We start from the raw sequence: 19,112 nt of genomic DNA, 5'->3' as shown, positions 1-19,112 counted from the left end.
CTTTTTAAAGGGCAGGATGGTTTGCAGTTTGCAGAATATATAGTATATAATAGAAGAAAAAATAAAAGAAACATTTCAGGAGGATCAGTATTATGGCAGATAAAAAAATGTATGCATTGTTTAAGACCAACCGCGGGGAATTCACCGTAGAATTATTTCCCGACAAGGCCCCGATTACAGTCGCCAATTTCAAGAAGCTGGCCGACAGCAAGTTCTATGACGGCACCATATTCCATCGCATCATCGCCGATTTCATGATCCAGGGCGGCGATCCCCAGGGAACGGGATTTGGCGGTTCCGATGAAATGATTCCCGATGAATTCGGCCCGGGCCTCGACTTCAGCGAACCGGGTGTCCTGGCCATGGCCAATGCCGGCCCCAATACGGGCAGTTCCCAGTTCTTTGTGACCGTCGTTCCGACACCGTGGCTCCAGAATCATCACTCCATTTTTGGCAAAGTAGTAGAAAACTACGATGTCGTAGAAGCCATCAGCAAGACGGCGACCGATTTCCGGGATAAACCCTTGGAAGACGTCGTCCTCGACACCATTGAAATCGTTGAAAAATAATCAGACAGACCGGGCCTATTATACCTATGTCGTACGCTGTGCTGACGGGTCGTACTATACAGGATGGACCTGTGACATCCAGCGCCGGGTCGCCGCCCACAACAGCCGGGGCGGGGCAAAATACACCCGCAGCCGCCGGCCGGTGACCCTCGTCTGGAGCCAGGCCTTTGCATCGCAGCATGCGGCCATGCACTGGGAATGGGAAATCAAACAATGGCCACGCGCGAAGAAAATAGACCTGATTCAGACGCAGCAGAGACTGCCGGAAGAAGAATAGGGGATGGATTCGTGTGAAACGATGGAAAAAATGGATAACCACACTGGTACTGGGGACGTCACTGGTGACGCTGCCCGTTGGGATGGCGGCAGCTGCGTCTGCCGTGGAAACGGTACTCTATGGCGCCGCCGCAGCGGCCCTCATCAAGCAGCAGCTCGTCAAGATGGATACGCAGATGCAGCCGCAGATGCTGGCCCAGACCCAGGCCAAGACCGGTGTGGCAGATAATTATGAATATGAGCAGCGGCTGGACCGGATTGCCGACAACCTCGTCCGGACGGGGATGATCAAACGCAATTACGATGTCTATGCCAATCCCAGCAAGGATCTGAACGCCTTTGAAACGGTGGGCGGCGTCATTTCTGTCAATCAGGGCATGATGGATACGCTCAACGATGATGAACTGGCTTTCACCCTGTGCCATGAAATGCAGCACGGCGAACGCCATCACGCCATCAACGGCGTCATGAAGAGCATCGGCGTTTCCGTTGCCGTAGACCTTGCCTTTGGCGGCCATGCGGAAATGCTCGACGTACTCCTCGGCGGCATTGTGATCAATTACATCGACAATGAAATGGTAACCATGAATCAGGAAAAAGAAGCCGATGCCTATGGCTTTGAGGTCATGAAGAATACGCCCTACAACGTCGGCGGTGCCCCGTCGTCGATGCAGTTTGTCTATGAAAAATACGGCGACCTCTATCAGGAAGGGTTCAAACGGGTCATCAGCCCCAATAACCACCCACAGATGACGAAGCGCATTGAAAAGCTGGGCCGCCGCATGACGCGCTGGTCGGGCAATCACGTCCAGGTAGGGGGAGACATGGTCTACGTCAATGCCCAGCCCGTGGTCAGTCCCGCTCCGTACGGTGACTATTCGCGGCGCCGCCGTGCTTTCCTCGTTGCCGGGAACCTGTCACGCGTGACCCACACCATCTATGGGGAAGCGCAGGATGACAAGAAAATCCGGACGACTCCCGTTGCCTCTGGCAAGGTCAAAGGCATGGACCTGACAGGCAACGACTGGCAGATCCTCCAGAATGGCAACGAAATTTCCGTCCAGGGACAGCACATCATGGATTGTGCTCCCGGCGATGACGGCGCGGCCATTGTCCATAACCTGAATCAGGCGCTGCGGGCCAAACCGGCCATGCTTTCCGACAAAGAAATCCAGAAACTGGACAAGAAATGGAAGAGCCAGTACGGTTACAAAGCGCCGGCTAAAAAGGATAAGGCCAGGACAGAGAAAACAGAAGGACATAGCTGATTTATCCGATAGGGGTGAATTTTTTCAGGGACGCCGTATCATTGCGGCGCCTCTTTTTCTCCCTGTCCGGCCGTGTGTTGTAAGATAGATAGAAATGGTATATAATAAGTAATGATTAGCGATATCATTAAAAGGAGGCGGGATGATGCGTCATAAAAGTATGCTGATTTTACTATTACTCTTATCGTTTACCCTGGGCTACGGCGTCCTGGCTACGACAGCCCGGCAGAATGCGCATCACGGGCTCATCGTGTCGCCGCCTCTGGAAAAAGCACAGAAAATATACGGTTCGTCCGGAGACCGGACCGATAGGGAAAAACCGGTTCTCCTGCGCCATTATTCGGAAGGAGCGCCGGCTCCGGTCCACCCAATCCTGCGCTGGACCCGTGTAGATGGAGCTGTCATGTACGATGTGCAGGTCCTGCGGCAGATGGAACCGGATGAAAAAACGGGAGACATCGCCTACGAACCGGTCATGCCGGAACAGCGGGCCTATACCAACGGCATCGAACTGGCCCTGCCGGATGATTTCCAGGATGACTGTTTCTACTATCGCGTCTATGGGCTGGATATGGAGGGACGCCGGGTCAGTGACTATTCATCAATTGAAAAAGTTCCCCTGGACCGGATGGCTCCCTTTGTAGAAAAGCCGGAGCTGTTGTCTGCGTATAATACGGGAAAGGGGTCAGTCCTGCTTTATCCCGTCTACGACTGGTTCCCCGTACCCGGAGCCAGCCAGTATGAAGTGGAAGTACTGGATTCAGCGCCGGAAAATCCCGGAGGCATAGAACCGTCACAGCACCGCATCGACGTGTACCGGACCGATTCGGCTCAGAAATACGATCCCCGGCCGCGCTATGGGAATCATCCCTTTTACTGGCGGGTCCGGGCCCTCGATGAGCAGGGGGGCCCCATCGGCGTCTGGTCCGATGCCCAGCCGTTTTTGACCGATCCGGATACGCCCTATACGGTGGCCGTCCTGGGCGACAGCATCAGCCACGGTGGTGGCAGCGTCTCCTATTCGCCGGCTGACTGGGATTTCAGCTATCTGTCGTACCTCGATTTTCCTGCGGTCAACCTGGCCCAGAGCGGCGATACGAGTACCATGACCAAAGACCGGTTCGACGCCGATGTCCTGCCATTCAGGCCGAAATATCTCCTGATCCTCATGGGATCGAACAGCCTGCGCAACGGCCTGGGGGCGGATGTCGTCATTTCCGATATGGAAGAGGTGCGAAAAAAATCCCTGGAACACGGTATCCGTCCGGTATTCCTGACCGTGCCGCCTGTCAATCCCGACAATATCAAACGGACTTTTGACGATGAAACGGCGCCGGACTGGCAGTGGCAGATCGGCCGCGTCAACCGTTATATCCGTTCCCAGGTCCATATCGACATTACGCCGGGCATGTACGATAGCCAGGGGATGCTCCGGACGGAACTGGCCTTCGACGGCCTCCACCTGGATCCGGCAGGAAAGAAGCTCATGGCACAGGCAATCAACGCGGCCTGGCCGGACATCGAAAATCTGCCGGACAGTGCCTGGGATGAATGAGGGGAACGATTTGTGATGCTTCCCGTGCTTATGGTATAATACGGAATGTGAGCTGAAAGAGTGATTCTGACAGCAAACATGATATCTATATGTCGTTCTTCACTGTAAAGGTGTCTGCACAGCAAAGGCGGAGTACATGTATGACAAGGGACCTCTGTGCTTTCGGCATGGAGGTTTTTTTCAGGTAATGCCATGAAACGAATACTAACGAAGATATTGACAATCTGCGCTCTGCCCCTGCTTCTGATAGCCTGCTGGCAGCTGGGAAGCATGGGGCACTGGTGGGGCTCATATATCGTCCCGCCGCCGGAACGGGTCTGGTCCAGCTGGCTGCAGCTGGCCGCGTCGGGGCAGCTGGCCCGCCATATCGGGGCGAGCCTGATGCGGGTCATGACGGGCTTTGCCATCGCAGCGGCCCTGGCCCTTCCCAGCGGAATCTGGCTGGGCCTGCATCCGGCGGCCCTCCGTGTCTGCCATTCCCTCCTGGAATTTCTGCGGAACGTGCCGCCCCTGGCCCTGCTGCCCATGCTCATCCTCTGGTTCGGCATTGGCGAGGCCAGTAAAATCATCATCGTCGTCCTGGCGACCTTTTTCCCCATATTCCTCAATACCCTCGACGGCATGTCCCACCCCGATGAACAGCTGCTGGAAATGGGCCGCGTCTATGGCCTGTCTTCCCGGGCTGTTTTCTGGCATATCCGCCTGCCTCAGGCCTTGCCTGCCATGTACACGGGACTGCGCATCGGCCTGGGCTACAGCTGGCGCTCCCTCATCGGGGCGGAAATGATTGCCGCCGCGGCAGGCCTGGGATATCTCATCCTCGATGGGGAAGAAATGGCCCGGCCTGATATCGTCGTGGCCGGCATCCTGACCCTGGGCGTCCTGGGAATCGCCGCTGATGCCCTCATGAGAGCCATAGGCCAGCGCTATCTCTGGACAGAAAGGAAGGAGCATCATGAGTGATATCCGCATGGAAGACCTGTCCCGCTTCTATACCCTGCCTGACGGCAAACGGGTAGCTGCCCTGAAAGGGTGCAGTCTGTCCATCCGGGACGGCTCGTTTACGGTCATCGTCGGAAAGAGCGGCTGCGGCAAGACGACACTCCTGCGCCTTCTGGCCGGACTGGAACGGCCGGACGAAGGGACCCTCGATTTTGGCGGCTCCCGCCCGCGGACCGGTGTCATGTTCCAGACGCCGCGCCTGCTCCCCTGGCTGACCGTAGAAGACAATGTGTGCATCTGGCGGCATGGCATGGGCGGATCGGCCGAGCTGGCCGGCCAGTATCTGAAGGCCTTCGGCCTCGATTCCTTCCGCAAAGCCTACCCGGATCAACTGTCCGGCGGCATGGCCCAGCGGGCTGCCCTGGTGCGTACCCTGTCGTGTCAGCCCCGGTTGCTCCTCATGGATGAACCCTTCGCGGCCCTGGACTATTTTACCCGGGAAAAACTGCAGGACGAGCTCATGGCCCAGTATGTGCGGCAGCCCATGACTATCGTATTCATCACTCATGACCTCGATGAAGCGGTGCGGCTGGGGCAGGACATCCTGGTCATGCACAAAGGCTGCTGTGGCGGACGCGTCACCAACGAAGAACCCTATCCCCGGCCATCTGTTGCCGGACGGATGGCACTGAAAACCGATATATTGCATATTCTTGAAGAAGAAAAGGAGACTCCCCTATGAAACGAAGCGTACAACTCGTACTGGCAGGCCTGGCTATTGTCGTAGCCATGGCAGGCCTTGCCGGCTGCGGCCAGGAAAAATCGGCCAATGCGGCAAAGAAACCGGAAACAATCAACATGACCTATGTCAAATCGCCCCTCAATATCCCGTCTATCATAGAAAAGAAAGATCAGGTATTTGAAAAAGCATTCAAGGACGACGGCATTACCATTACCTATTCCGACCTCGATGCCGGCCCGAAACAGACGGAAGCCCTGGCTGCCGGCAAAATCGACGTCTGCCATGCTCTGGGCGGAACCAGTGCCATCCTGGCCAGGGCCAACGGCATCGACCTGACGGTCGTCGGCGTCTACAGCCGGGCACCGGAAGCCTTTATGATCATGACCAAAGACCCGTCCATCCAGTCGGTCAAAGACCTGAAAGGCAAAAAAATTGCCGGCCCGAAGGGTACTATCCTGCACCAGCTCCTCCTGGCGGCCCTAGCTAAAGAAGGAATGAGCGCCGATGACGTCCAGTTCGTATCCATGGGCATCCCCCAGGCAGCGGCAGCCCTCAGCGGCGGCAGTGCCGATGCAGCCTTGCTGGCAGGTCCGGCGACACTGAAAATGAAAAACGACGGCGCCCGCATCCTGACGACGGGCAAAGGCCTCCTCGATGCCACCATCGTCATTGCCATGCGCAGCGACTTTATCAAACAGTACCCCGAAGTGGCAAAGAAATTCATGCAGACCCATGAAAAAGTCGTCAAAGACTACCTGGCAGATCCGCAGAAATACTACGGCACAGCCGCCGCAGAAACGGGCCTCACGGAAGACCAGGTACAGGCTATGGCTGGCTGGTACGATTTCAACCCGGCCATCACCGATGCTGACATAGAAGACCTTACGAAGACCCAGGACTTCCTCGTCGAAACAGGCATGCTGGAAAAAGACCGCAAGATAGATATCAAAGCTCTCTGCCAGTCTGTTCAGTAAAGAAAATTTATCTACAGCCTCGTTCATCAACTACGATAAAGTTGATGAACGAGGCTGCTTATATTATGTAAAAAAAAGTAGTGTAAATAAAATGAATAAACCGAATTATTGATAGCATTTCTGGAGCACAATTACGTCCAATCCGGCGCTGACGGGCCGTCCCAATCTGGCTCCCAGTGCTGTGCCGATTGCGCCGGGAAAACCGCTGTCGGTTTATCAGCGAAATCATCCAGGGTATCCGGCAGAAACTGGGCCGCTTTCCCATTATGGTGCGCATGTGTGGTGATGAAATGACGCCCGTAGAAGGGTTCCTCACACTGGAAGACGGGCTGGAAATTGCCCGTTACCTGGAATCCTGCGGTATCGATGCCATCAATATCAACAATGGCAGTGCCCGCAATGCCGATGCCAATTGTGAAACTTATTCGTACCGTCCGGGCTGGAAAAAGCATGTGGCAAAGGCGTATAAAGAAGCGCTCCACATCCCGGTCATCGCGACGAACACTATCAAGAATCCGGCATTTGCCGAAGAACTCCTCGAAGAAGGCGTTTGTGATTTTGTCGGACTGGGCCGGTCCCAGCTGGCCGATCCGGATTTTATCGAAAAGGCCCGCACAGGCCGCAGTGATAAAATCCGGCAGTGCATCGGCTGTCTTTATTGCCAGGAACGGGTCCTGGGAAACATCCGGCAGCCGTCGTCGTTTCCTGTGGGGCCAGATCACGGATCCTGCCTCTGCCGGGATTCGACCTTCCCCATGTCGTTACGGCAGAAGCCGTATTACAGGGAAAGGCTGCCGTACAAGGATAATCTGTTATTATCGGATCAGGCCTTACGTGACTGGAAACGGCAGCTGTGCTTTTGAAGGACCATCACCCGGTCAGTCTGGTTGAAATGATGCCTGTCATCGGCGGAGCTATTTTCCCGGCTGTCCTGAATGATGAAATGAGCCGCATTACGCAGTATCATCCGGATATTTACACGGGTCACAGCATTCGTTCAGTTCAGGAACATACGGTGACATTGGAACGGCTGAGCGATCATGAGCAGGTAATCCTCCCAGCCGATACGGTCATCTTGTCTATGGGTCTTGCACCGAGGCAGGATACGGTCGATGCCTTCCGGACAGCGTTTGATATAGTACGAGTCATCGGCGATGCAGCCGGCGGGGGACGGATTGCCACGGCGGTTCAGCAGGGTTACGAGACAGGGTTCACGCTTCTTCGCAAAGAAAACACGTAAAACGAACACATTATTATTTAAATAATTAAATGAAAATAATTAAAAATATATGATGAATATATTGACAAACAGAAAAATAGATAGTATAGTATGACCATCTCATTCATCATGTTGATGGCGGGATGAAAACTTATATGCTGGGCAACGAGGCCTTCTGCAGGGTAAACTCTGCAGGAGGCCTTTTTTGTACCGCAAAAGGGGGAATATGTATGTTTATCATCGAGAGTATCATAAGCGGCATGATGGCCATTGCCGATGTCATCTGGGGCTGGCCTATCCTGATACTGACATCATTCGTAGCGGTTTACATGACGGTCCGGCTCCGGTTTTTCCAGTTCCGCCATTTCGGGCTCATCATGAAAGAAAATTTCGGCAAAGTCTTTGATAAAAGCTCCGGAGAAGGCAATATCAATCCCTTCAAGGCAGCCTGCACGGCTCTGGATGTGGTTCATCGCCATGCTGGGCCTCATCGTCAAGTTCTCAGAAGTGACGCTGGCCGTAGCCTATCGTGAAAAAATCCCGATACGGGTGAATGGCACGGCGGATTTCCCTGGTTTATCAAAAACGGTCTGGAAAAGAAATGGAAATGGCTGTCCCTCATCTGGACGATTACTCTGGGCCTGGGCATGATGGTCGGACCGGCTGTACAGTCTAATGCCATTGGTCCAGTCATTGTATTATTGTATTCTTAATTAATAATGTATACGACAAATATTTAATTATATTAATTAAAATTAATTGACATTTTATCAATGATGTGTATAATAAAAAGTATAAAATGTAATTAAATAATATTAAACAATATTTAATTACATGCGCGCGCGAAGATCGGAAATAATATGAATTTTACAACTAAATAAAGGAGGGAAAGATTATGGATGGTAATGCGCTTATTATTGTTTCGTGTATCATCATTGCTATTTTAATTTTGATTTTCCTCACTATAAAAGTGAAACTTCATCCTTTTTTTGCGTTAACTATTGCTGCTATTAGTTTTGGGCTTATGATTGGTGCCAATATTAATGACATAATGACTAATTACGCTACAGGGTTAGGTGGTACTATAGCCGGGATAGGTGTTGTCATTGCTATTGGCACAGTTATGGGTGGATTACTTGAAAAGAGCGGGGCAGCTGAAACGATGGCCCATACTATTCTCAAGATTACAGGGAAGAAACATGCTTCTTTAGGATTGGCAATAACAGGTTACTTTGTATCTATTCCTGTGTTTTGTGATTCGGCGTTTGTCCTTTTAGCACCTCTTGCCAAACGGATGTCGAGAGATACGGGAGTTAGTATGACCACTATGGCAGTGGCGTTAGCTATGGGGTTACATGCAACTCATATGCTGGTTCCGCCTACACCGGGACCGCTGGCAGTGGCTGGTATATTGGGAGCTGATTTAGGAATGGTCATTGTTTTAGGTATGATTGTTTCGATACCAGTTGTGCTAGTAGCCCATTTTGCAGGTAAAATTTTAGGTGAAAAGTATAAATTCAAGCCTGATGAATTGGAAGAGATTGTATCTCCAGAAGCAGGGCATAAAAGACCTGGTGCGTTTGCATCATTTGCTCCCATCATTTTACCAATTATTCTTATGTTATTGCGGACTGTAGCTTCTTTAAATTCAAAACCGTTTGGAGACGGTTTATTGTATAATATATTCTTTTCTTTGGGAAATACAGTTGTAGCTTTGATGATTGGGCTACTTATTGCTTTTCTGTCTTACATGACAGTACGTCCCCATGACCGTACTGTATGGACTTTTGATGGCGAATTTGGAGAAGCATTAAAGACGGCTGGGCAAATCGTACTTATTGTTGGCGCTGGTGGTGCGTTTGCCACTGTTTTAAAGATGTCGGATATTCAAGGAATAGTAACGACTTATTTCTCAGGTGTATCATTAGGAATCTTGGTACCATTTGCCATTGGAGCCATTTTCCGTACAGCCATTGGATCTGGTACTGTTGGAATGATTACTGCAGCTTCTATGTTGTTGCCACTTGTAGATGTATTAGGGTTTAATACTCCTATTGGATTAGTTATTGCTATGTTAGCCTGTGCATCCGGCGGATTTATGATTTTTCATGGGAATGATGACTTCTTCTGGGTTGTAACGACAACATCGGGTATGAAACCGGAAATTGCTTATCGTGTATTTCCGTTTATTAGCGTCTTGCAGGCTTTTACATCATTGCTTTGCGTATATATTTTGTGGCTCATATTCCTATGATTAAAGAGAAAAGAGGTAGTTAATATGAAGATTACGGAATTACAAACTCCGGCGATTCTGGTTAACATGGATTACATGGAACATAATTTAACAAAATATTGTAATTTGGCTAAAAAGCATAAAAAACAAATATGGCCCATGATAAAAACTCACAAGAGTACTGAATTAGCTAAATTACAACAGGAATACGGATGCACCGGATTTCTGTGTGGAAATTTGGATGAAGCAGAAGCAATGATAAAAGCAGGCATGAAAAATGTTATGTATGCTTATCCAGTAGCAACAGATGTGTCTATTGCTCGTGTGTTGACTCTAACGAAATTATGTAATACTTTTTATATTCGTATTGATGGAGTCGATGCAGCTAAATTAATAAACGATAGTGCTTCAATATCAGGTGTTGTCGTCAAATATACGATAATAGTTGATAGTGGGTTGCATAGGTTTGGCGTTGCTCCCGATAAAGTCGTTGAGTTAGCGGATGCATTAAAAGAGTTTAAAAATCTGGAATTTTGTGGGATTTCTTCTCATCCAGGGCATGTTTATGGGGCTTGTACACATGAAGATATCTCAAACTATGTAAAAGATGAAGTAGAGGCTATTGATGTGGCAGCGAGAAGACTTCGTAATGCAGGATATACGTTAAAAATTATTTCCAGTGGTTCTACTCCAACATTTGAAGGGGCGATTTCTGATTCGAATATTACTATTTATCATCCAGGAAATTATATTTTTAATGATACGATTCAATTGTCAACACGTACAGCTACTGAAGCAGAATGTGCTTTATATGTCTTAGCGTCTGTAGTATCTCATCCATCAGATGATTTATTTATTTGCGATGCAGGAACAAAATGTTTTGGCCTGGATCAAGGTGCTCATGGAAATACATCGATTAAAGGATATGGTACAGTTAAAGGACATCCAGAGTTAACTGTAACGGGATTATCTGAAGAAGTAGGAAAATTGCATGTAAATGGAACGACTGATTTAAAGGTAGGAGATAAAATTTGTATTATCCCGAATCATTCTTGTTCTAGTGCAAATCTAACAAGTTATCTTATTGGAGTTAGAAAAGATACTGTGGATCATCCTATTAAGGTAGATATTCGCGGAAACTCTACTTTAAAAAATATTCAATAAATTAGTTTAAAAGGTTGTGGCACAAATGAAGTGATATGTTCCCCCTTATGAGAGACAGTAAAAAATAAAACTGTCATCATAGGGGGAATTTTCATGTCACAAAAACATAAAATTACAGCAGAAAAGAAAATCAAGCTTGTCCATGTGTACCTGTCAGGAAAGATTACTCAACGATATACCGGAGAAACGGTGGAGTTAGTCCTACAACCATACAAGTATGGATAAAGCGATATGAAGCAGAAGAGGCTGAAGCATTTTATCCCAGTAGGATTCTGTTATGCATAAAATGTACTTGAGTGCCATCCCGGACCTTTATGATAGGCGAATCGTATCTTTTGCCATTAGTGACCGTAACGACAACCCCTGGGTATTCAAGACCTTTGACAAAGCGATAAAAGACAATCCAGATGCCCATCCGCTGTTTCACAGCGACAAAGGCGTGCAATATACAAACAGGAATTTTCACCACCCGTTGGAAAAACAGGAAATGACCCAAAGCATGTCCCGTGTAGCTCATTGCAACGGGCTTATGGAAGGTTTCTGGGACATTCTTAACGGGAGATGTACTATGGCAGGCGTTTTACCAGCAAGTGCGAACTGATGCGTTCCATAGAAGCATATATTTATTATTACAATCACAAACGTGTGCAACGTAATCTTGGCATCCTAACACCGATAGAGAAACATACCTTGTATTTAGCCGCGTAAAAAGGCCGGCAGACGAATCTGCCGGCTAAAGAAATCTTATATTTTTTATTGTCCTCTTGACGGGGAGAAGTTCAAAGCTTTTCTGCCACAACCTTTTTAAAAACTAGGAGGAGATACGGCGAATATAACAATAGCGGAATCGGATTCAGGATTATACCAACTATGTTTTGTATTGCTTTTTATGCGGATGCTATCTCCTTCATATAATGTAATTTTATTATTTCCAACTGTAATGACTACTGTACCTTTTTCTACTAGAGCAATTTCTTCTCCTTTATGTCCCATTGGTTCCCGGCAGGAGAACGTGTTGGGTGGAAGATTAAGTTGCATTAATTCCACCGTGCCACTCATATCTGGAGTCAACATTTCATAATCGATGCCATTTTCAATAATATGTTTTCGATTAGTCTTTCTTACTACATCATCATTCACATCAGTGTCTTCTAAAAAGAATCGGAACATAGGTTCATCTAGTGCAGTAGAAAGAAGGCGAATTGTATTTAAAGAAGGATTTGCCTGGCCTCGTTCAATTTGGCTTAACATAGAAGGTGTTATTTTTGCTTCTTCTGCTAATTCTTTAACAGTTAGCTGTTTGCTTAAACGGCAAGATCGTATTTTTTCCCCGATTTTTAATGCATAATTCATACTTTCACCTCATTAATAAGTGTACCTTGTATATAATGTGTCCGTCAAGCATTATTAAACGACTAGATAATTATGAATCGTATGATACCGGTTATGTATAACAAATACACAATTTCCATACTATGTATCTGTTCTTTTTCTGCAGTATAAACCGAGTCTTTCATATACCATGAGGGACTGTAACAAAATGGGTTAAAAGATTATTTTGTTACAGTCCCTTCATATTGATAAAAAACAATACGTTTTTATACTGAACGAAGGTGTTGCCAAGTAAGGCGATTAATTATGCCCCAGAAATGGGGTGGAGCCCGTGGATAATCTGAATGTTGCCATTTTGCTTTTGATTTTCCTGATTGTGGTTTTGAACAAACAATAATCGCCCCGGCTTCCAACTGTAGGCGATTATTTCAACTTACCTTTGGGGCTGACCGATTGGCAGCACCTTTTCTACGTTTATTATACGAAAAGCAAACCGGTTTATCAATGTCTTCGTCAGGGTGATGGGTCGTCCTTTCTTCATCGTGCAGTCATTTCATTTCTATGGTATAATGCATACATAGCATGCACGTTATGAACATAATTCAGAGGGATGCGCTGAGGTGGTGCATCTGTGATGGGAGTGTATCCATGGAAAAGAAAAAGATGGCGAAATTGGCTGGCGGCGTTGTCGTAGGGGCCGCAAAGGGCAGTGTGGGTATGGTACGGAATGTCCGCGGGCTGACCTACCGGCAGCGGGATTTTGATATGCTCATCGCCAGGCTGCGCGAACAATCTCTGGAGTATCAGGATATCCAGCATCTCATGGCGAAAAGCCAGTTGAAAGGGGAAACGAAGCGGGATATGATCCTCGATTCCATTGGACTGAGTCTGCCGAATTTCTGGCAGCGCCTGCTGGGCTGGAAGATTCCCGATGACCTGCAGCAGGCCTATGAGCTGGCCTATCCCGATAAGGCTGCCGATATGGATTTCCGCAGTGCTATAGAGAGCATGGATGAAAATCAGCTTGAAGGATTTGTAAACGGTCTGAAGGGAAAATTATTTGAAATACGCTATACGGACTATTTGAACGATGGCCACCTGCCGGCAGGATGCCATGCCGAAATGGCCCAGTCGGCGACACAGCCCGGCTGGGATATAGCGATTTATAATAGTGATGGCAGCATCAATGACGTACTGCAGCTCAAAGCGACGGAATCGGCCCAGTATATAGAGAATGCTTTTGAACGTTATCCTCACATCGATATTGTCTCTACGGATGAAGTCTACAGTCAGGTAACGATGGGAGATATGTCGGCCCACCTGATCGACAGCGGTATTTCCAATGAAGAGCTGTCCCAGTATGTGCTGGAACACGTCGATGCGGCAGAGGCCGTGCAGAGCGACAGCCTGTTCCCGTCGGTCATCCCGTATATCCTCATTGCCTATTCCGTATCCCGGAAAGTGGAATTATCCGACTACCGGAAAGGAAATGAATTTGGCCGTCGGTCCGTCCTTTCCTACGTGTGCCATGCCCTTGGCGTAACGGCAGCGGTCTTTACCCATACGTGGTGGCTGGCTCCCGTCACGTCGGTATCATTGCGCCTGGCCAATCATTACGGAGAAAAGAGGTCCCTGGCGTACCAGTCGCTGAAACGGGCGGTCAACACGAATGAGACAGTACTCAAAAGGTACAGGGATTACAAAAAGCGGATATTGATAGAGTGGTAATTAGGACCCACGGCCGGGGACTTGTTTCCTGACGTGCCGCGGCGTCTGGCTTATTTACTATGCATCGCCGGCGGGACCATCATCTGCGTCGTCGTCGTCAGTCAGCGTAGCCCCGCTACGCCTCCCTCCATCCTCCTTGCATCTGACGGCCCCGCCGACGATGCCTGACGTAAAATGCCAGCCGTCGTGGCACTAGAGCTGATAATTTTAGTATAAAAAGCTGGTTTGACGAACTGGTTTCTTCATCAAACATCAAACTCCAAACTCCAAACTATCCCTTTCCGTCCCCGGTCATGGGTCCTTTGTTGCTAAGTTTATATAGAAAAGCCGGTTCGACGAACTGTGTAATATGGCGTCCCTGTGAGGGGAAGCTGTCAGCTTTGCTGACTGAAGGGTCCTTTTATCATCTGAGTTCCAGTATCTGAGTCCGAAAACTATCCCTTTCCCACTAACCACTAACCACCAGCTCTTCCCCCACACATGGAAAATGGGCTGTCCCTTGAAGTTTCTTTCCTGGGGCAGCCCATTTTCTGGGAGTAGAGTATATGAGGTGGTTTTTACTTCTGTTTGATGAAGTCCGGTGTGGTCAGGTAGCGGTCGCCGTTATCGGGCAGGAAGGCTACGACGGTCTTGCCGGCGTTTTCCGGGCGGTTGGCAATCTGAGTAGCTGCATAGAGGGCGGCACCGCCGGAGATACCGATGAGCAGGCCTTCTTCCTGGGAGAAGGCCTGTGCTGTATCATAAGCCTGGTCGGTCGTGACGGTAAAGACTTCGTTGTAAATCTTGGTGTCCAGTGTTTCCGGTACGAAGTTGGCGCCGATGCCCTGGAGTTTGTGCGGGCCGGCATGGCCTTCGGACAGGAGCGGGGAATCAGCCGGTTCGACGGCTACAATCTGGACGGATGGTTTCTTTTCTTTGAGGTACTGGCCTACGCCGGTAAGGGTACCGCCTGTGCCGACGCCGGCGATGAAGATATCGACCTGGCCGTCTGTGTCTTCATAGATTTCCGGGCCCGTCGTTTCTTTGTGGGCTTTCGGGTTTACCGGATTGGTAAACTGGCCGGGGATAAAGGAGTTGGGGATTTCTTTTGCCAGTTCGTTGGCTTTGTCGACCGTGCCCTGCATCCCTTTTTTGCCTTCCGTGAGGACTATTTCACCGCCGTAGGCTGCAATGAGGTTGCGCCGTTCGACGGACATGGTTTCCGGCATAGTGAAGATGGCGCGGTAGCCTTTGGCGGCGGCGACGGCTGCCAGGCCGATGCCTGTGTTGCCGCTGGTCGGTTCGATGATGACCGAACCTTCTTTGAGGATGCCTTTCTGTTCGGCATCTTCAATCATAGCTTTGGCGATACGGTCTTTGGCAGATCCGGCAGGGTTGAACATGTCCAGTTTGACCAGGACTTTTCCTTTGACGCCGGCTTTTTTATTGAAACGCTGTGGTTCTAAGAGCGGTGTATGACCTACTAATTCCAAAGAGCTTTTATAAATTTTTCCCATAATGACATCCCTCCACAAATTGGATAAAAATAGTATACATTGAGCGCGCGGCTGTATATGCGGATACCGTTTCCCCCGATGATGCAAAAATCCGCCGTCTCGTTCAGAGGCGGCGGACCGTGGTTCCACTCTGGTTGCAGTATAACTGCCACTCGGTACCGGTAACGGCGGCTGCCGGAACGGGATACTCATGGTTCCCCCGTTCTGCTCGCAAAGGCATTCGCTGCAATACGTGCCGGGCAGGCTTTCAGCCTATGGCCTGCGTTCTCTGACGACCGTTGTTACAGGTACTTGTTTTGCTCATCGCTATCTCAATGTTTACGATTATAGTACACTTTCCATTTTGATTTGTCAATAGGAAAAACAGAAAAAATACTAAAAAGGTAACTTTTTCTTTATGAACAGGTTTTTTGTGTATCCGTTCAACTGTATATATAAGTTACTATAGATGTGTGGTATAATAGGACTAATACCAAGGGAGGAAATATTATATGCTTGTCCAATTTTCCGTACGGGGCTGCCTGTCTTTTTCAGACACGGTGACACTGCGCCTCGTGCCTTCCGACCATGCGCGTATCAAAGGCACCCGGTATGAACCTTGTTTTCGTGCCCTGCCCGATTATAAAATCATGCGCTCTCTGCTGGTGTTCGGTCCCAGCGGCGCCGGCAAGACGAATCTGCTCATTGCCCTGCAGTTTTTGCTCGACAGCATCCTGACGGGGTGGACGCCAGCACTTTTGCCTTCGGGAAGCGGTCCCGTGTCTTTTTCCATCGTCCTGTACGATGAAGTCCATGACCATTCTTATGAATACAGTCTGTCCTATACGGCAGATGGCATCGGGGAGGAACGCCTTTCCATCGGCGGCACCTTGCAGTATGCCTACAGCAGGGGAGTCCTCGAGTGGCACGGGCCGGGAAATGCGCCCCGTGTGAGCGGCGGTGAAGATATCCTGTCCCAGACGGCGCCTTTTTTGCCGGAAAGTGAAGGCCTGCGGCAGGCCGCGGCGGCAATCCACATTGTGCGGGAGCGGGATATGGCGGTCTGGCAGCAGATGCCCATGCGCCTGTCCGAAGTAGAACAGACGTACTGGCAGGCAGAAGAAGGAGCCATCCTGTCCCTGCTGCAGCTCATCGACTCGTCTATCTGCCGCATTTCCTATACGGACAGCGGAGGTCTGTGCGAAGTCCTGCTGTGGCGCCGGGGTGAATCCCGTCCCTGCCGGCTTTCCGACGAAGCGGCGGGCGTGCGCAAGATGGCGGCTCTGGCAGCCGGCCTGGCACAGATGCGGCAGGGCAGTACGGTCATCATCGACGACCTGGATTCCTACTGGATGACGCCGGTCGTACAGCACCTCATCCGTGATTTCGTCCATCAGGAAGACAACCGGGGCCAGCTGCTGGGCGTGACCCATGACCTGCTGCTCCTGGATAATGACCTGTTCCATCCGGAACAGCTGTGGATAGCCCGGCGCGGCCTTCAGGGCAGAACGCAGATCTGGCCCATCAGCGCCTATCACCTGCGCTGTGAACGGCGCAGGCTGTATGATGCATACATTAAAGGAGAATTCAATACATACCCGTTTGAGGAGGCGGTACGATGAGTATACAGATGACCTATCTGGCTCACAGCGGGTTCGCTGTAGAGACAGCGACGAAAGTACTCGTATTTGATTATTATCAGGATGAACAGCGCGTCGTGCGCCGCTATGCCGACGGTGACAAGCCGTTGTGGTTTTTTGTCAGTCACTGGCACGGCGACCATTTCAACCGCCATATCATCGACTTTTCCCATAAAGCCCAGGCCTATATCGTCAACAAGGACGTGCCGTTCCGGCAGGCCCCGCAGGACAAACTGTATTCCATGGAAGTCTATGATACGCGCCGCATCGACGATGCCATCGTGACCCAGTTCGGCTCGACCGATGAAGGCGGTTCCTTCCTGGTCCGGACAGACGGGCTGAGCCTGTTTCATGCCGGTGACCTGAACTGGTGGCACTGGAATGGCGACACCGATGAGAATAATGAAAACGCCAGACGCCTGTTTGACGCTGAAATGAAGAAATTGGACGGCCTTACGGTCGATGTGGCCTTTTTCCCCGTCGATGCCCGCCTCGAAGGAGCCCGGGAATGGGGTGTACGGGAATTTTTAAAGCATGTGACAGTCAAGCTCTGTCTGGTCCCCATGCACTATTTCGGTACACCGTGGCAGCCGTCGGAGGCATTCCGCAAGGCTTATCCGGATCAGTCCCTGTGGATTCCTGTCCATAGCGGAGATACGAAACTGCTTTGGTGACACGGCATAACTATACGACCGGCACGAGCCGGAGGAGGAACGATAATGACCCAATTTGAGACAATGACAGGGCAGACGCGGAGTCATATAGCCAATTATATACTGATTATCGCGGCACTGCTCCTGCTTTTTTCCTATCCTTTCCGGGACCTGTTCTGGGGAGGACTCATCATGCACCTGTCCGGCGCGGCCCTCATCGGGGGACTGGCCGACTGGTATGCCGTGACGGCGTTGTTCCGCCGGCCCCTGGGAATTTCCTTTAAAACGGCACTGATTCCTAGCAGCAAGGAACGGATTGCCGAAACGGCCCGGCACATGATTGAAAGTGAAATCCTGACCGTCCCCAACATGTATCATGTACTGAAGCATCATCCCGTCCTGGAAGCGGGCCTTTCGTACCTTCATACGGAAAAGGGATTCCAGTCGGCAGAACGCGTCCTGGGGCACGTCCTCAATACCTTTTTGTATACCCTGGACATGAAAAAAATCGTCGATGCCTTTTCCGATATGGGGGCCGACGCCATCGAAAAAATCCGCATAGCGCCCATCATGGGCAAAGCCCTCAAGACCGGCCTGGTCGGGGAAGCGGGAAATGATTTCCTCGATTTTCTCATCTGTACACTGGAATCGATGACCAGGAGTGAAACGGCCAAACGGTACATGGCCGATATTTACCGTGAATCCCTGCGCCAGTACGAACACCGCAATTTCGTCTATGCCCTCATCGTCAAGGCAGCCCTGGCCAGCGATATGTTCAGCCCCGAACGGGTAGCGGCCAATCTGCAGGAAAAATTCCTGGCCGTACTGCAGGAAGCAAAGAAACCCGATTCGGAAGAACGGAAGAAAGCCCTGCAGTTCATCTGGCAGCAGGCGGAACAGCTGGAAGTCAATCCGGTCTGGCAGGAACGGCTGGAAAGCTATAAAATGCGCCTGTTCCATCACGTCGTTTCCCGTCCGGACATGAAAGAAGCGTGGCAGCGCTACGTACAGGACCCGGACCGGCAGAACCGGATCTGCCGCGCCGCCGCGACCTACGCCATCGAACGTCTCGAAGGCTGGAAGAGCAGCGACCTGCAGGTAGAACAGATGAACCGTATGGTCCTGGCCCTGGCGGCAAAGGAACTGAAACGGCTCCAGAACTGGTTCGGCGCGACGGCAGAAAAAGAAATACTGGCCTACGACAGCCAGGAATTAGCCGACGCGCTGGAAAGCCGCGTATGGTACGACCTGCAGATGATCCGCGTCAACGGCTCACTGGTCGGCGCCGTCCTGGGCGCTTGTATCTTCCTTGCCATGTACGCATTGAAAGGAGGCTGGTAAT

At 50.3% G+C, this 19,112-nt stretch carries 22 protein-coding genes; 20 read left to right on the top strand and 2 right to left on the bottom strand.

Translation table 11 applies throughout. The features are described from left to right. Positions 1 to 92 precede the first annotated feature (92 nt). The 15 genes from ACGTIC_RS00675 (at position 93) to ACGTIC_RS00605 (ending at position 11,650) form a co-directional block, all read left to right on the top strand. Positions 93 to 569 carry a peptidylprolyl isomerase gene (locus ACGTIC_RS00675; protein WP_059076456.1) on the top strand — a complete coding sequence of 159 codons (477 nt, stop codon included), beginning with the start codon at positions 93 to 95 and terminating at the stop codon, positions 567 to 569. Then, complete coding sequence (locus tag ACGTIC_RS00670; protein ID WP_059076457.1) at positions 559 to 846, top strand: GIY-YIG nuclease family protein; 288 nt, start codon at positions 559 to 561, stop codon at positions 844 to 846. The genes ACGTIC_RS00675 and ACGTIC_RS00670 overlap by 11 nt, the downstream gene beginning before the upstream one ends. A 13-nt stretch (positions 847 to 859) precedes the next feature. Continuing rightward, positions 860 to 2,113, top strand: coding sequence for a M48 family metallopeptidase (locus tag ACGTIC_RS00665; protein ID WP_075581647.1), 1,254 nt, complete (start codon positions 860 to 862; stop codon positions 2,111 to 2,113). A 142-nt stretch (positions 2,114 to 2,255) separates the two neighbouring features. Next, a complete protein-coding gene (locus tag ACGTIC_RS00660; RefSeq protein WP_257536579.1) occupies positions 2,256 to 3,668 on the top strand; it encodes a GDSL-type esterase/lipase family protein in 1,413 nt (470 codons plus the stop codon). A gap of 192 nt (positions 3,669 to 3,860) precedes the next feature. Then, a complete protein-coding gene (locus tag ACGTIC_RS00655) occupies positions 3,861 to 4,631 on the top strand; it encodes an ABC transporter permease (RefSeq protein ID WP_113856438.1) in 771 nt (256 codons plus the stop codon). After that, positions 4,624 to 5,352, top strand: a complete 729-nt coding sequence (locus ACGTIC_RS00650; RefSeq protein ID WP_113856437.1) for an ABC transporter ATP-binding protein — start codon at positions 4,624 to 4,626, stop codon at positions 5,350 to 5,352. Before ACGTIC_RS00655 ends, ACGTIC_RS00650 begins: the two co-directional genes overlap by 8 nt. Then, positions 5,349 to 6,326, top strand: a complete 978-nt coding sequence (locus tag ACGTIC_RS00645) for an ABC transporter substrate-binding protein (RefSeq protein WP_059076460.1) — start codon at positions 5,349 to 5,351, stop codon at positions 6,324 to 6,326. The genes ACGTIC_RS00650 and ACGTIC_RS00645 overlap by 4 nt, the downstream gene beginning before the upstream one ends. Positions 6,327 to 6,502: 176 nt before the next feature. After that, positions 6,503 to 7,189: a hypothetical protein gene (locus ACGTIC_RS00640; RefSeq protein WP_162816301.1), complete on the top strand. Its 687-nt coding sequence runs from the start codon at positions 6,503 to 6,505 to the stop codon at positions 7,187 to 7,189. Beyond that, positions 7,186 to 7,566 (top strand): hypothetical protein, encoded by a 381-nt coding sequence (locus ACGTIC_RS00635; protein WP_162816300.1) that lies wholly within the window; start codon positions 7,186 to 7,188, stop codon positions 7,564 to 7,566. Before ACGTIC_RS00640 ends, ACGTIC_RS00635 begins: the two co-directional genes overlap by 4 nt. Positions 7,567 to 7,775: 209 nt before the next feature. Continuing rightward, positions 7,776 to 8,078, top strand: a complete 303-nt coding sequence (locus ACGTIC_RS00630; RefSeq protein WP_162816179.1) for a sodium:alanine symporter family protein — start codon at positions 7,776 to 7,778, stop codon at positions 8,076 to 8,078. Beyond that, positions 8,008 to 8,196 carry a hypothetical protein gene (locus tag ACGTIC_RS00625; RefSeq protein ID WP_113856434.1) on the top strand — a complete coding sequence of 63 codons (189 nt, stop codon included), beginning with the start codon at positions 8,008 to 8,010 and terminating at the stop codon, positions 8,194 to 8,196. Before ACGTIC_RS00630 ends, ACGTIC_RS00625 begins: the two co-directional genes overlap by 71 nt. A gap of 244 nt (positions 8,197 to 8,440) precedes the next feature. Continuing rightward, entirely contained in the window at positions 8,441 to 9,799 is a 1,359-nt protein-coding gene (locus ACGTIC_RS00620; RefSeq protein WP_113856433.1) for a GntP family permease, read from the top strand. Between the two features lie 24 nt (positions 9,800 to 9,823). Continuing rightward, positions 9,824 to 10,942, top strand: a complete 1,119-nt coding sequence (locus ACGTIC_RS00615) for an alanine racemase (RefSeq protein ID WP_113856432.1) — start codon at positions 9,824 to 9,826, stop codon at positions 10,940 to 10,942. A 277-nt stretch (positions 10,943 to 11,219) separates the two neighbouring features. Continuing rightward, the gene (locus ACGTIC_RS00610; RefSeq protein WP_113856431.1) at positions 11,220 to 11,543 is read left to right on the top strand and encodes a DDE-type integrase/transposase/recombinase; all 324 of its coding nucleotides are present in this window, start codon (positions 11,220 to 11,222) and stop codon (positions 11,541 to 11,543) included. Continuing rightward, positions 11,504 to 11,650: an IS3 family transposase gene (locus ACGTIC_RS00605; RefSeq protein ID WP_113856430.1), complete on the top strand. Its 147-nt coding sequence runs from the start codon at positions 11,504 to 11,506 to the stop codon at positions 11,648 to 11,650. Before ACGTIC_RS00610 ends, ACGTIC_RS00605 begins: the two co-directional genes overlap by 40 nt. 96 nt (positions 11,651 to 11,746) lie before the next feature. On the opposite strand, the gene ACGTIC_RS00600 is transcribed toward ACGTIC_RS00605, so the two are convergent. Then, positions 11,747 to 12,295 (bottom strand): helix-turn-helix domain-containing protein, encoded by a 549-nt coding sequence (locus ACGTIC_RS00600; protein ID WP_113856429.1) that lies wholly within the window; start codon positions 12,293 to 12,295, stop codon positions 11,747 to 11,749. 627 nt (positions 12,296 to 12,922) lie between these two features. On the opposite strand from ACGTIC_RS00600, the gene ACGTIC_RS00595 reads away from it, so the two are divergent. After that, positions 12,923 to 14,002: a hypothetical protein gene (locus ACGTIC_RS00595; protein ID WP_075581643.1), complete on the top strand. Its 1,080-nt coding sequence runs from the start codon at positions 12,923 to 12,925 to the stop codon at positions 14,000 to 14,002. Positions 14,003 to 14,023: 21 nt separating this feature from the next. Next, complete coding sequence (locus tag ACGTIC_RS00590; protein WP_162816298.1) at positions 14,024 to 14,170, top strand: hypothetical protein; 147 nt, start codon at positions 14,024 to 14,026, stop codon at positions 14,168 to 14,170. Between the two features lie 389 nt (positions 14,171 to 14,559). On the opposite strand, the gene cysK is transcribed toward ACGTIC_RS00590, so the two are convergent. Next, positions 14,560 to 15,498 carry a cysteine synthase A gene (gene cysK, locus ACGTIC_RS00585; protein WP_059076462.1) on the bottom strand — a complete coding sequence of 313 codons (939 nt, stop codon included), beginning with the start codon at positions 15,496 to 15,498 and terminating at the stop codon, positions 14,560 to 14,562. A gap of 491 nt (positions 15,499 to 15,989) precedes the next feature. On the opposite strand from cysK, the gene ACGTIC_RS00580 reads away from it, so the two are divergent. The 3 genes from ACGTIC_RS00580 to ACGTIC_RS00570 are packed head-to-tail and all read left to right on the top strand — an operon-like array spanning position 15,990 to position 19,111. Beyond that, complete coding sequence (locus ACGTIC_RS00580; RefSeq protein ID WP_075581642.1) at positions 15,990 to 17,099, top strand: ATP/GTP-binding protein; 1,110 nt, start codon at positions 15,990 to 15,992, stop codon at positions 17,097 to 17,099. Beyond that, positions 17,096 to 17,791 (top strand): MBL fold metallo-hydrolase, encoded by a 696-nt coding sequence (locus ACGTIC_RS00575; RefSeq protein WP_059076464.1) that lies wholly within the window; start codon positions 17,096 to 17,098, stop codon positions 17,789 to 17,791. Before ACGTIC_RS00580 ends, ACGTIC_RS00575 begins: the two co-directional genes overlap by 4 nt. A 45-nt stretch (positions 17,792 to 17,836) precedes the next feature. Further along, the gene (locus tag ACGTIC_RS00570; protein ID WP_113856428.1) at positions 17,837 to 19,111 is read left to right on the top strand and encodes a DUF445 domain-containing protein; all 1,275 of its coding nucleotides are present in this window, start codon (positions 17,837 to 17,839) and stop codon (positions 19,109 to 19,111) included. Position 19,112 lies beyond the last annotated feature (1 nt).

The organism is Megasphaera hexanoica, from assembly GCF_043520715.1.
GTDB classification, from domain to species: Bacteria; Bacillota; Negativicutes; order Veillonellales; family Megasphaeraceae; genus Megasphaera; species Megasphaera hexanoica.
This window is presented reverse-complemented; position numbering and strand designations above follow the sequence as displayed.